Annotated in this window: 8 protein-coding genes; 3 read left to right on the forward strand and 5 right to left on the reverse strand. The window is 64.2% G+C overall.

Annotation, left to right across the window (positions count from 1 at the left end; translation table 11 throughout):
- Window positions 1–30: 30 nt before the first annotated feature.
- The 3 genes from H3H51_RS10125 to H3H51_RS10135 are packed head-to-tail and all read right to left on the reverse strand — an operon-like array spanning window position 31 to window position 3,755.
- Window positions 31–402, reverse strand: a complete 372-nt coding sequence (locus H3H51_RS10125) for a PilZ domain-containing protein (RefSeq protein WP_183088928.1) — start codon at window positions 400–402, stop codon at window positions 31–33.
- A complete protein-coding gene (locus H3H51_RS10130; RefSeq protein ID WP_183088929.1) occupies window positions 395–2,578 on the reverse strand; it encodes a hypothetical protein in 2,184 nt (727 codons plus the stop codon). The genes H3H51_RS10125 and H3H51_RS10130 overlap by 8 nt, the downstream gene beginning before the upstream one ends.
- Complete coding sequence (locus H3H51_RS10135) at window positions 2,565–3,755, reverse strand: DUF3142 domain-containing protein (protein ID WP_183088930.1); 1,191 nt, start codon at window positions 3,753–3,755, stop codon at window positions 2,565–2,567. Before H3H51_RS10135 ends, H3H51_RS10130 begins: the two co-directional genes overlap by 14 nt.
- Before the next feature lie 150 nt (window positions 3,756–3,905).
- Here H3H51_RS10135 and H3H51_RS10140 point away from each other — a divergent pair, with 150 nt between their 5' ends.
- The 3 genes from H3H51_RS10140 (at window position 3,906) to yjiA (ending at window position 7,311) form a co-directional block, all read left to right on the forward strand.
- Entirely contained in the window at window positions 3,906–5,972 is a 2,067-nt protein-coding gene (locus tag H3H51_RS10140; RefSeq protein ID WP_183088931.1) for a carbon starvation CstA family protein, read from the forward strand.
- Between the two features lie 10 nt (window positions 5,973–5,982).
- The gene (locus H3H51_RS10145; RefSeq protein ID WP_044872209.1) at window positions 5,983–6,186 is read left to right on the forward strand and encodes a YbdD/YjiX family protein; all 204 of its coding nucleotides are present in this window, start codon (window positions 5,983–5,985) and stop codon (window positions 6,184–6,186) included.
- Between the two features lie 150 nt (window positions 6,187–6,336).
- Window positions 6,337–7,311 (forward strand): GTPase, encoded by a 975-nt coding sequence (gene yjiA, locus H3H51_RS10150; RefSeq protein ID WP_183088932.1) that lies wholly within the window; start codon window positions 6,337–6,339, stop codon window positions 7,309–7,311.
- Window positions 7,312–7,398: 87 nt separating this feature from the next.
- On the opposite strand, the gene H3H51_RS10155 is transcribed toward yjiA, so the two are convergent.
- Together H3H51_RS10155 and glyA are read right to left on the reverse strand one after the other, a co-directional pair.
- A complete protein-coding gene (locus H3H51_RS10155; protein WP_183088933.1) occupies window positions 7,399–11,196 on the reverse strand; it encodes a M10 family metallopeptidase C-terminal domain-containing protein in 3,798 nt (1,265 codons plus the stop codon).
- Window positions 11,197–11,461: 265 nt separating this feature from the next.
- A complete protein-coding gene (gene glyA / locus H3H51_RS10160; RefSeq protein ID WP_183088934.1) occupies window positions 11,462–12,715 on the reverse strand; it encodes a serine hydroxymethyltransferase in 1,254 nt (417 codons plus the stop codon).
- Between the last annotated feature and the right edge of the window lie 14 nt (window positions 12,716–12,729).

The raw sequence follows: 12,729 nt of genomic DNA on the forward strand, positions 1-12,729 counted from the left end.
TCCTACAGGGTGGGGCGTAGGCGGGGGGGCTCAGTCGTCCTCGCCGAGCGCGGCCAGCTCTCGTTCCAGCAGGCTTTCGTCGCCGAGGTTGAGTTCCACCAGGCGGCGCAGGTGGCTGATCGAGTCCAGGTCGATATGCCGGCAGACGAAGCCGAGCAGTTCGCCACGGGTGCGGGTCAGCACCACTTCCATCTGCAGCTGGATGTCGCCGTCGAGCTTGATGGTGGCCGTGAAAGGCTGGTCGGGGTCGCCGTTCCAGTCGCGCGGGCGCTCCACCAGCAGGCCTTTGAGCGACACATCCTGCAAGACCACGGCCCAGCGCCGCTCGCCCTGGGTGAGCTCGGTGGCGGCGTCGAAAGCGATGCGCTGGAAACGTCGGCGCTCGTTGCTCGTATCACTCATTGCGTGATTCCTCTGCGGTTTTATCCACTATAGCCAAGGCGCGGCGTCGCTGCCGCCCGTAGATGCCAGCGGCCACTATCAGCAGCAGGCCGAGGGGCAGCCAATATTTGTACGGGCGCAGCGCCTGGCGCACGGCCTGCTCGCGTTCCGACCAGAGCAACTGGCTGGCGCGCTCGAAGTCCGGCTCCTGGCAGGCATTGCTACCGAACGCGCCGCCCCAGGGCACATAGGCGCCCTGTTCGACATAACGCAGGTAGTAGCGCCGCGCGGCCGGGTAGTCGTTGTTGATCAGCCAGCCGGTGGCCTTGCACAGCGTTGCGGCGAAGGACTGGCTGCGGGCTGGCAGCAGGTCGGCGGCCTGGCTGGCGAGGTCGGCGGCGACCCAGCGGTAGTGGTAGCGGCGATTGGGTTCGGCGGCGCTGGCATTCTGCCGTTCGGCTTCGGCGGCCGTGAGCAGGCCGTCAGCCTGTAGCGGTTTACCGAACTCGTTGCCGAAAGCGCCGCCGCTCCAAGCTTCGTCTGGGCTCAGTTCATAGCCGAGTAATTCCATGCCCTGCTCGCGTGCCAGCTTGGCCGCGCGGTAGTAGCTTTCTGCGCGGCCGATGGCGGTCCAGGCGTCTGCGGCCTGCTCACGGGCCGCGCCGTACTGGCGGGCCGCTTCTTGCAGCTCGGCGCTGGCGAAGTAGGGCACGGCCTCGGCGTAACGCCCTTCGCGCAGCAGGCGGCGGCCGAGCAGTTCGCGGAGGGCCGTGACTGGCGGGCGATCCCAGGCGCTTAGTCGCTCGCCATTAGCGGGGACTTTGTTGTCCACATAATCCTTGAGTTCGTTGCTGGTTAGAACCCGCTCGGCTACTTCGGCAGAGTCTTGCCAGTAGATTTCTCCGCTGTGGTAAAGCTGGTCGAAGGCCTCCAGGTAGTCGCCGCGCTCCAAGGCCAGGATGGCCATCTCGCCTTCGACCCGGCAGCGCGGTTTGAGCTTTTCATATCCGGGCCTCACGCGCGTGCCCCAGTCCTCTTCCATGGGAAATGCCTTGGCGGCTTCGGCGTAGGCTTCGGTCGCGGCTGCTTTGTCGCCGTCTTGCAGCGCCAGCTTGGCCCTCAACCACCAGGCCAGGCCGCTGCCACCGGCCTGCTCGACGAAGCGGCGAGCCGCTGCATAGTCGCCCAGTTGGTAGCTCAGTGCGGCCAGGCGGTCGGCGATCTGTGGCTGGATACTGGTTTCCTGCAGCAGGCGCAGTAGACGTGGGGGAGGTGTCTTGCTGCTGTAACCGTAAAGCTGGCTGAACAGCTTCGCTGCCACAAACTGCTGAACCTCCGGGCTGCCCAGTAGTGGGCGAAGCTCTTCGTCGTTCATCTGGTAGAGCCTGCCGTAGACGTAGCCGAGCGAGCTGTAGCCGGTGCTGGAACCATGCAGGAACTGGCTGGTGTAGAGGTGAATGGCGGCATCCCAGTTGCCATCGTCCATGGCCAGGCGGGCTTCCTCGCCGAGGCTGGCGATGCCTAGCTCAAGAGGGTCGGCGAGGCCGGCAATGCTAAGCTCTCTGGCCTGCCGGAAGGCCGCTTGTGCCTGCTGGCGCAGATCGTGTTGGCGCTGCAGGGCGGCCACATCGTCCAGCATGCTGTTAGGTGCGCTGATCGCCAGCACGGCCAGGGCACGGCCCAGAGAGTAGGCAGCCCATGTGCTGCGCAGGGGTCGCTCGGCAGCGGGCAGAGCCAGCACGCGACGGAAGTAGTCGGCGGCCAGGGCCATGTCGTACTGGGTGAAGGCCACTGCGCCGGCTGTGTACAGGCGCAGTTCGGGAGGGAGCTCGGCACCTTCGATCTCAGCCTGGCGTGCGTCAGTCAGGTCGCGCAGTCGACTGACCAGGGAGAAATACTTAGGGCTGAGCTGCTGCTTTTCACTGGCGGTGCGGGATTCACTATCTCGTGGGTCTGGCGCTTCAAAATAGCGATCGAATGTCGCCTCGCCAGCCTGCCCGAGTCCCGGTATTGGCTGACTTATCCGGCGTATTTCAAATTCGAAGCTGCCTTCTGGTAGCTCTTTCAGCGTTTGGGACCTGTCTTCCAGCAAGCGATGGGGAAAGCCCGGCCCGCAGGCCTGGACCGTGCCCAGCGGCAACAGACTGGCGATGGCCAGAGCCAGCAGATGGTGGCGGTGGTTTTTAAAGCTCGACATGCAATCCTCCTTGATCGATCTGCGTGCAGCGCGCCCAGCCCAGCGCGCGCTGGCTGCCGGCGGCGAGTTGTCCGGGGTGTTGACGGGTGAAGCGCAGGCCCTGGGGGGTACTGGTGACGCGGTAGGCGCCGAGGCCATCGGCCGCTGTGCAGCCCTGGGCGGGTAGTTCGATGTGTGCCGGCAGGGCGCTGGCCAGGTTGCCCCGGTTGACCAGCTGCAGTTCGCTGAGCTGGCCGTTCTGCTGGGCGTGCAGGTCCAGGGCCGGGCGCAGCGGCTGGCCACGTACCACCGCCAGCAGGGTGTCGATGGGCCAAGCGCGGCGATCACCAGCCAGGGGCAGGCGGAACCAGATGATGCCGCTCAGGCCCGGCGGCGGATCGTCGCGCAGCTCGGCCAGCAGGCTGGCGACGTGTTGCGGGTCGGCCTGCAGTTCACGACGGGTGCCGCCCTGGCGCAGCGGCGCTTCGCCTTCCACCCGTGGCGCGCCGGCCGGGCTGTCGAGCAGGGCCACGCCGTACGCCGGCAGGGCCAGGAGAAAGGGTGACGGGCTGCGCGCGGCATATTCTGCGGCCCAGTGTTGCGCCTGCTCGGCATCGAACAGGCCACGGCGCGGGTCGCTGACGGCATGTACCTGCAGCACTGAGCTGTCGACGCTGGCCAGCAGCGGTTCCAGTTGGTCGCTGGCCAGCCAGGCGGGCAGGGCGGTGATGCTCAGCTTGAGCTCGGCGGGCAGCTGGCGGCGCAGGTCTTGCAGCAGCGCGGCGTAGGCCGGCAGGCGCGCGGTGGCGCAGTCATGGTCGATTTCCAGCCCGGCCAGCTGGATGCCGGCGGCCTGCCAGTCGTGCAGCAGGCTGGTTATCTGCTCACCGATGGCGCGCGGGTCGAGCTGCGGCAGCTGGCCATCCAGGCGTACCACGGCGACCAGCGGGCGGCCGTCGCGCTTGAGCAGTTGCAGGTCGGGGTAGGCGCGCGCCCAGCCTGCCTTCGGGTGGGCCTGCAGCGCGAGGACGCGCAGGGTGGAGAAGTCCAGGCGGGTCTGCGCCAACGCCTCGACATGGGCCGGGCGCCACTGGCGTTGCCAGATATACAGCTGCTGGTCGAGTGTCGGCGGCGGGCTGCATGCAGCCAGGCCGAGCAGGCTCAGCAGCAGGGGGATAACGAAGGGGATTCTGGGCATGCGACGGTGCATCCTGGCGGTCGCTGGGGCGGCTAGTTTACAGCGTGGGAAAAGGGCGTGTGTCGCGTCTAGACCATGGTCGCATAGAGGATTGCCGTATACCGACTAAGCTTGTGCGGCAGCCTGTCTGTCCATTAGTTGGGAGTTCATATGAACAATAACAATAGCCTGCTGCGCCACCTGCCCTGGGCAGTGCTGGCAGTGGTGGGCGCGTGCGCCTTGGGTGTCGTGGCCTTGCGTCGCGGCGAAGCCATCAACGCCTTGTGGATTGTGGTGGCTGCGGTCGCCCTCTACCTGGTTGCCTACCGCTACTACAGTCTGTTCATCGCCACCAAGGTGATGCAGCTCGATCCAACCCGTGCTACCCCTGCAGTACTCAATAACGATGGTCTGGACTACGTTCCGACCAACAAGCACATCCTCTTCGGTCACCACTTCGCCGCCATTGCTGGCGCCGGCCCCCTGGTCGGTCCAGTACTCGCCGCGCAGATGGGCTACCTGCCCGGCACGCTCTGGCTGATCGCCGGCGTGGTGCTGGCCGGGGCCGTGCAGGACTTCATGGTCCTGTTCATTTCCACCCGTCGCAACGGCCGCTCCCTGGGCGAGCTGGTGCGCGAGGAAATGGGCCAGGTGCCTGGCACCATCGCGCTGTTCGGCGCCTTCCTGATCATGATCATCATCCTTGCGGTGCTCTCGCTGATCGTGGTCAAGGCCCTGGCCGAAAGCCCGTGGGGCATGTTCACGGTGATGGCGACCATCCCCATCGCGATGTTCATGGGCATCTACATGCGCTACATCCGCCCGGGCCGCATCGGCGAGATTTCCGTGGTCGGCGTGGCGCTGCTGCTCGGCTCTATCTGGCTAGGCGGGCAGATCGCTGCCGACCCGGTATGGGGCCCGGCCTTCACCTTCACCGGTGTGCAGATCACCTGGATGCTGATTGGCTACGGTTTCGTCGCTGCAGTACTGCCGGTGTGGCTGATCCTGGCGCCGCGTGACTACCTGTCGACCTTCCTCAAGATCGGCACCATCATCGCCCTGGCCATCGGAATTCTCGTCGTCATGCCCGAGCTGAAAATGCCGGCGCTGACCCAGTTCACCGACGGCACCGGCCCGGTGTGGAAAGGCACGCTGTTCCCCTTCCTGTTCATCACCATCGCCTGTGGCGCGGTGTCCGGCTTCCATGCGCTGATCAGTTCGGGCACCACGCCCAAGCTGCTGGCCAACGAATCCCACGCGCGCTACATCGGCTACGGCGGCATGCTGATGGAGTCGTTCGTCGCCATCATGGCCATGGTCGCCGCCTCGGTGATCGAGCCGGGCGTGTACTTCGCCATGAACAGCCCGGCTGCCGTAGTCGGCTCGGACGTTGCGACCGTCGCCGCCACCGTCAGCAGCTGGGGCTTCGCCATCACGCCTGACGCGCTGGAAGCGGTCGCCCGTGACATCGGCGAGCACACCATCCTGGCCCGTGCCGGTGGTGCGCCGACCCTTGCCGTGGGTATCGCGCAGATCCTCCACAGCGTGCTGCCGGGTGAGAACACCATGGCGTTCTGGTACCACTTCGCCATCCTGTTCGAGGCGCTGTTCATCCTCACCGCGGTGGACGCCGGCACCCGTGCCGGGCGCTTCATGCTGCAGGACCTGCTGGGCAACTTCGTTCCGGCGCTGAAACGCACCGAGTCCTGGACCGCCAACCTGATTGCCACCGCCGGCTGCGTGGCGATGTGGGGCTGGCTGCTGTACCAGGGCGTGATCGATCCGCTGGGCGGCATCAACACCTTGTGGCCGCTGTTCGGCATCTCCAACCAGATGCTCGCCGGTATCGCACTGATGCTCGGTGCGGTGGTGCTGATCAAGATGAAGCGCCAGCGCTATGTCTGGGTCACCCTGATTCCGGCCACCTGGCTGCTGATCTGCACCACCACGGCGGGCCTGATCAAGCTGCTGGATCCGAACCCTGCGGTGGGCTTCCTGGCCCTGGCCAAGAAGTACAGCGATGCGCTGGACGCCGGGCAGATCCTTGCCCCGGCCAAGGACATCAGCCAGATGAACCACGTGATCTTCAACGCGTACACCAACGCCACGCTGACCGTACTGTTCCTGTTCGTCGTGCTCAGCGTGCTGTTCTACGCGGTCAAGGTCGGCCGGGCTTCGTGGATCAAGCCGGAGCGCACCGATCGGGAAGCTCCCTACCAGCCGATTCCGGACGCTTGAGGAGACGCGCATGTTCAATGACCTGAGTCGGATGGGCAAATACCTGGGCCAGGCCGCACGGATGCTGGTGGGCATGCCCGACTACGACAATTACGTCGAGCACATGCGCAACAAGCACCCGGACAAGCCGGTGATGAGCTACGAAGAGTTCTTCCGCGAGCGCCAGGAAGCGCGATATGGCGGTGGCAAGGGCAGGCCGATTCGCTGCTGCTGATATCCTCGCCGCACTGCCCACACGCCACGCTTGCCGTGGCGTGTTCTTTTGTAGGGTGGATGACGCTTTGTTCATCCACCGATAACCCGCACGGTGGGTCGATAAGCCGCGAGCTGCGCGCCCCGACCCACCCTACGCAGGATGATCCGCATGTCCCATACCCCCATTCCCGTCACCGTGCTCAGCGGTTTTCTCGGTGCCGGCAAGACCACCCTGCTGCGCCACATGCTGCAGGCCGAGCACGGCCTCAAGCTGGCGGTGATCGAAAACGAATTCAGCGACACGCCGATCGACGGCCAATTGCTCGGCAGCGAGCCGGTCGAGGTCATGACCCTGGCCAATGGCTGCGTCTGCTGCTCGATCCACGTCGAGCTGGAAAAGGCCCTGTACCTGCTGCTGGACAAGCTCGACAGCGGCGAACTGGCCTTCGACCGCCTGGTGATCGAATGCACCGGCCTGGCCGACCCGGCGCCGGTGGCGCAGACCTTCTTCGCCGAGGAGGAACTGTGCGAGCGCTATGTGCTCGACGGCATCATCACCCTGGTGGACGCGGCCAACGCCGAGCGTCACCTGCAGGAAACCATCGCCCAGGCCCAGGTCGGTTTTGCCGACCGCATCCTGCTGAGCAAGACCGACCTGGTCGATGCCGCCCACGTCGAGGCGCTGACCCAGCGCTTGCAACGGATCAACCGGCGTGCGGCGATCCGCGTGGTCGAGCACGGCCGCATCGACCTGACCGAGTTGCTGGATATTCGTGGCTTCAACCTCAATGCCGACATTGCCCCGGGCCTGACCCTGCGGCCGCTGACGCCGGCAGGTTCGAGCATTGATCGGATCGCCACCCTGGTGCTGAAAAGCACGCAGCCGCTGGATATCGACAAGCTCAGTGCCTTCATGGAAAACCTGCTGGAGACCCACGGCAGCTCGCTGCTGCGCTACAAGGGCGTGCTGGCGATTGCCGGCGAGGAGCGGCGCATGGTGTTCCAGGGCGTGCTGCGCCTGTACGGCTTCGACTACGACAGCGAGTGGCGCGCCGACGAGGCGCGCGAGAGCGTGCTGGTATTCATCGGCGACAACCTGCCGGAGGAGGCCATCCGCGCCGGCTTTGCCGAGGTCATTGCATAGATGGCTGGCAGGGTGGATGTCGCCTTGTACATCCACCGAGCGGCCTGGTGGTGGATCGATAGGGCGTGATCCACCCTGTGCGCTGGATCAGGACAAATAATCGCTCTGCGAGAACTCCGTCATCCCGAGCAGTTTGATCATGAATTCCGCAGCGCCATCGAGATTGGTGCTGCCGTACAGAACGCCGTCGGCGAAGCGTAATTGGCCGGTTGCATCAGACTCACTGAAGGCCTCGCTCCCGATGAAGGTGAAGGCTTCCCGTGCCTCGGTCAAAGGGTTGGCATCCAGGGCTGAGAAGTCGATGCGGTCGCCTTCGCTGCTCTTGAAGCCAGACACCAGGTCAGCCAGTTCGGCCAGGCCTGAGTCGTCCGGTGCGTTGAATACATAGCGGTCAGCGCCGTTGCCACCGCTGAGGTGGTCGACCCCGCTCCCGCCAATCAGCACGTCGTCGCCATCACTGCCATTGAGAATGTCGTCACCAGCCCCGCCGTGCAGGATGTTGCTGCTGGTGTTACCACTCAAGGTGTCGGCGTAGTCACTGCCGATCAGGTTTTCCAGATTGCGCAGCGTGTCGAGGCCGGAGCCTCCGGTTGCCTGGGCCTGTGAGGTGGACAGCCTGACCGTGACGCCGGCTTCGGCGAAGGCATAGGACAGCGTGTCGTTGCCGAGGCCGCCGTTCAGTACGTTGTCACCGCTGCTGGCAAACAGGGTGTTGTCCTGGGCGTTGCCCGTGCCGTTGCTGTTGCCCAGCGCCATCAGGTAGAGCTGTTCGACGTAGCTGGGCAAGGTGTAGCTGGTTGCGCTGCTGAATACCCGGTCGAACCCCGCGTCTGCGCCCTCCACGACCAGATCGCCCACATTGTCGACGATATAGGTATCCGCCCCCGCGCCGCCGAGCATGACGTCCACGCCGGCCCCGCCATCCAGCAGGTTGTCCAGGGCATTGCCGCCGATGATGTTGTCCAGGCTGTTGCCGGTGCCATTGCGTGCCAGGGGGCCGACCAGGCTGAGGTTCTCCAGGTTGTCGCCGAGCGTCCAGTCCACCGAGGATTGCACGGTGTCATATTCCTCGGCACTGAGGTTGGCGCCGGTTTCGCTCACGCTGTCGCCAATGCTATCGACGATATAGACGTCACTGCCGGCGCCACCTTCCATGTGGTCGTTGCCGAGGCCGCCGTCGAAGGTGTTGCCACCGGGTGTACCGACCAGCAGGTCGTCGCCGTCGCCGCCCAGGACGTGGTGGGCGGGGTACCTGGAAATCGTGCTGGGGTCGTTGTTGTCGCTGTCGGTGCTCTGGTAGCCCAGGTCGTTGGCGATAAAGTCCGCCAGGCGCTGGCCTATGATCTCGCTGGCTTCTCCGGGCATATGCCAGACGTCGTAGTAGTAGGTCAGCGGGTCGACGTCGTAGCGCATCGGCAGGTCGGTGTAGTCGACGGCTATCTTCACGTCGCTACGGCTGGCGGCTATCTCCAGCTGGGCCTGGCGGATGGCCTGGGTGCCGGCGACGATATCGGCAATTTCGGCCTCGTTAAAACCGCGCAGCGCGGCGGCTTCGGCCTGATAGTTGCCCGTCAGCATCACGTAGAACACCAGGTCCGGGGTGCCCAGCTGGGTTTTCAGGTAGTCGAAGACCTTCAGCGTATTGCTCTTATACAGCTCGATTTCAGCCTGCTTGTCCGCGGCCAAGGCATAGGTCATGGCGTTGTCCTCGCCCTGGCCCCAGACCATCGCCATGGTCACGCTGCCCTTGGCTTGGAGGGTGGCCAGCTGGCTGCTCAGAATGCTGACCGCGTTGAGCAGCGCTTCGCCTGGCTGATCGGTGTCGCTGTACCACCAGGACTTGGCCTTTTCCGAATCGGTCGCGGTTGATCTCCCGGTGACGGTGCTGCCGCCTACAGCGATGTCCACCGGTTCATCGTCCGGGTCGAAGAACAGGCTTTCCACCTTGTCGAAGTCGGTATAGCGGGTCAGCTGGCTGACCATTTCCGTGACCCCGGACTCTTCGTCCCCCGAGAGCATGCGCAGTGCCCGCGAGTTGGATTGGCCGAGGGTGGGGATGAAGAGGGTGTTCTGCGGCGTGGGTTCGGCAAAAATGAAGTCTGCCGCGCTCAGGCTGCCCAGATGGTTGCCCGCCAGGGCGATTTCGAAGGTGTTGCCGTCGGCGTCGGGTTCGCGGGATTTGAGTGAGGTCTTGGTGCCCGTGTCGTTGAGCGTCACGTACAGCGTGTGGTCGTAGCCATTACCCAGGCCGGTGATCCCCAGGGCTGACAGGTCGATCTTGTCGACGCCCGCGCTGAAGTCCTGAATGGTGTCCGCAGAGCTGATGTCGCTGGGCCCGTAGTTGCGGAAGCTGTCGAGTTTGTCGCTAAAGCGAAACGTGTCGCTGCCCGTGCCGCCCGTCAGCAAATCCTTGCCGGCGCCGCCGTCGAGCACATCGTTGCCACCCCCGCCATTGAGCTTGTCTGCGCCGGCATTACCCAGCAGCAACTCATTGGTGTCGGTGCCGGTCAGCGTGTCATCGCCACTGGTGCCGGTGAGTGTGCTGAGGTCGGGCGGAGGAGGCGGCGGCGGTGGAGGAGGTGGCGGTAGGGTGGCTTCGAAAATGATGTTCGTGGCGTTCAGGGCGGTCAGCTGATTGCCCTGGAAGGTCAGCTCGAAGCGATTGCCACTGGCATCGGGCTCGTAGGATTTCAAATAGGTGCGATCACTGGCGCTGCTGTAGCTGAGCAACAGCGTGCCGCCGTAGCCGTTGCCCAGGGCGCTGAAACCCAGGCCGGAGAGATCGAGTCGGTCGAATGCTCCGTCGAAGTCGGTGATGGTGTCGTTGTGCTGGCTGGTACTGGAGCGGTAGCTGTCAGTCACCGCGCTGAAGCGAAAGGTGTCGGCGCCATGGCCGCCGGTGAGTGTGTCGCGGCCGGCGCCGCCATTGAGCACATCGTTGCCTGAACCGCCATTGAGCACATCGTCGCCGGCCATGCCGAGCAACTGTTCGTCAGCCGAAGTACCGGTCAGGTAGTCATTGCCGTCGCTGCCGGACAGGGTCGAGCTGTCTGGCGGCGCATCGCTCACGTTGATCAGGAAGACGTATGAGCCCGTGCCGCCGCGACCATCGCTGGCGTTGACCTTGATCTCATAGGTGCCGGCTGCGTCCAGCCCAGGCGTGCCGTTGAAGGTGCGGGTGGCGGGGTTGAACGACAGCCAGGATGGCAGCGCCGCGCCGTTGTTCTGCGTGACGCTGTAGCTCAGGTTGTCGGCGTCCGGGTCGGTGAAGCTGGTGGGCGCAAAGGTGTAGGTGAAGGCGCTGTTTTCAGTGGTGGTTTGATCCAGCAACGGCTCGTTAATCACAGGTGCGTTGTTGGTTGTGGCGTTGCCCGTGAAGAGGATGTTGGTGGCGTTCAGGGCGGTCAGCTGGTCGCCCTGGAAGGCTAGTTCGAAGTAGTTGCCATCGGCATCAGCCTCGTAGGACTTCAGGTAGGTGCGGTCGCTGGCGCTGCTGTAGCTGAGCCGCAGGGTGCCGCCATAGCCGTTGCCCAGAGCGCTGAAGCCGAGGCCGGTTAGGTCTATGCGATCGAGCGCGCCATCGAAGTCGGTGATGCTGTCGCTGTTGAGGCTGCTGCTGGTGCGGTAGCTGTCCGTCACTGCGCTGAAGCGAAAGGTGTCTGCGCCACTGCCCCCGGTGAGCGTGTCCCGGCCCGCGCCGCCGACCAACAGATCGTTCCCGCCACCCCCGCTGAGCTTGTCGTCGCCGCCCAGGCCGAGCAGGTGTTCGTCGGCTGCGCTGCCGATCAGTTTGTCATTGTCGGCGCTGCCTTCGACGAGCAGCAGTAACGGGTCGCTTGGCTCGCTGGATAACAGGCTATCGTCGTCCTGTGTATTGAAGATCATGACGCACCCCCTTGTAGCCGCTGCGAGTTCGTAGCGATCTGAAAAAACAGAAGGGTCATGGTGTAAAGCGTCTGCAACAGTCTGGCGAGGACCGTTCGGCGGTAAATTGGCGCGGCGCCGTTAAATGATTATTTTTTTTGTATAAGTAATTGAAATAAATACTTATTTATTCTCATATTTCGTTGTGCCATAAAAATGGCATGCCGCTATTGCAGGCACAAAAAAGCCCGGCAGATGCCGGGCTTTTCTGTTGGAAATTTGACGCTTAGTTGCCGTACACCGGCAGCTTGGCGCAGATCGCCTTGACCTGGCCGCGTACGCGGTCGACCACGGCTTCGTCGCCCATGTTTTCCAGGATGTCGCAGATCCAGGTGGCCAGCTCGCGGCAGTCGACTTCCTTGAAGCCGCGGGTGGTCACAGCCGGGGTACCGATGCGCAGGCCGGAGGTGACGAACGGCGAACGCGGGTCGTTCGGCACGCTGTTCTTGTTCACGGTGATGAAGGCGCGACCCAGGGCGGCGTCGGCGTCTTTACCGGTGATGTCCTGTTTGATCAGGGACAGCAGGAACAGGTGGTTCTTGGTGCCGCCGGAAACCACGTCGAAACCACGGTCGAGGAAGACCTGGGCCATGGCCTGGGCGTTCTTCACCACTTGTTCCTGGTAGGTCTTGAATTCCGGCTGCAGGGCTTCCTTGAAGCACACGGCCTTGGCCGCGATCACGTGCTCCAGCGGGCCACCCTGGGCGCCCGGGAAGACGGCGGAGTTGAGCTTCTTCTCGATCTCTTCGTTCTTGCGAGCGAGGATCAGGCCGCCACGCGGACCGCGCAGGGTCTTGTGGGTGGTGGTGGTGACCACGTCGGCGAATGGCACCGGGTTCGGGTACACGCCAGCGGCAACCAGGCCGGCAACGTGGGCCATGTCGACGAACAGGTAGGCACCAACCTTGTCGGCGATGGCGCGGAAGCGCGGGAAGTCCAGCACCTGCGAGTAGGCGGAGAAACCGGCGATGATCATCTTCGGCTTGTGCTCGACGGCCAGGCGCTCGACTTCGTCGTAGTCGATCAGGCCCTGGTCGTTGATGCCGTACTGCACTGCGTTGTACAGCTTGCCGGAGGAGGAAACGCTGGCGCCGTGGGTCAGGTGACCGCCGTGGGCCAGGCTCATGCCGAGGATGGTGTCGCCGGCTTGCAGCAGGGCCAGGAACACTGCGCTGTTGGCTTGCGAACCGGCGTGCGGCTGGACGTTGGCGTAGTCGGCGCCGAACAGCTGTTTGGCACGGTCGATGGCCAGTTGCTCGACCACGTCGACGTACTCGCAGCCACCGTAGTAGCGCTTGCCCGGGTAGCCTTCGGCGTACTTGTTGGTCAGCACGCTGCCCTGGGCTTCCATCACTGCCGGGCTGGTGTAGTTCTCGGAAGCGATCAGCTCGATGTGCTCTTCCTGGCGCTGGGCTTCTTGCTCCATCGCGGCAAACAGGTCGGCATCGTAGCGGGCGAGGGTCAAATCACGGCTGAACATGGCAATCCCCTGAA

The organism is Aquipseudomonas ullengensis (assembly GCF_014174475.1).
GTDB classification, from domain to species: domain Bacteria; phylum Pseudomonadota; class Gammaproteobacteria; order Pseudomonadales; family Pseudomonadaceae; genus Aquipseudomonas; species Aquipseudomonas ullengensis.

Coding starts and splice junctions, on each gene's coding strand:
- H3H51_RS10145 (WP_044872209.1), top strand. CDS start 5,983: ATGTTCAATGACCTGAGTCGGATGGGCAAATACCTGGGCCAGGCCGCA.
- H3H51_RS10155 (WP_183088933.1), bottom strand. CDS start 11,196: ATGATCTTCAATACACAGGACGACGATAGCCTGTTATCCAGCGAGCCA.
- H3H51_RS10135 (WP_183088930.1), bottom strand. CDS start 3,755: ATGCCCAGAATCCCCTTCGTTATCCCCCTGCTGCTGAGCCTGCTCGGC.
- H3H51_RS10125 (WP_183088928.1), bottom strand. CDS start 402: ATGAGTGATACGAGCAACGAGCGCCGACGTTTCCAGCGCATCGCTTTC.
- yjiA (WP_183088932.1), top strand. CDS start 6,337: ATGTCCCATACCCCCATTCCCGTCACCGTGCTCAGCGGTTTTCTCGGT.
- H3H51_RS10130 (WP_183088929.1), bottom strand. CDS start 2,578: ATGTCGAGCTTTAAAAACCACCGCCACCATCTGCTGGCTCTGGCCATC.
- H3H51_RS10140 (WP_183088931.1), top strand. CDS start 3,906: ATGAACAATAACAATAGCCTGCTGCGCCACCTGCCCTGGGCAGTGCTG.
- glyA (WP_183088934.1), bottom strand. CDS start 12,715: ATGTTCAGCCGTGATTTGACCCTCGCCCGCTACGATGCCGACCTGTTT.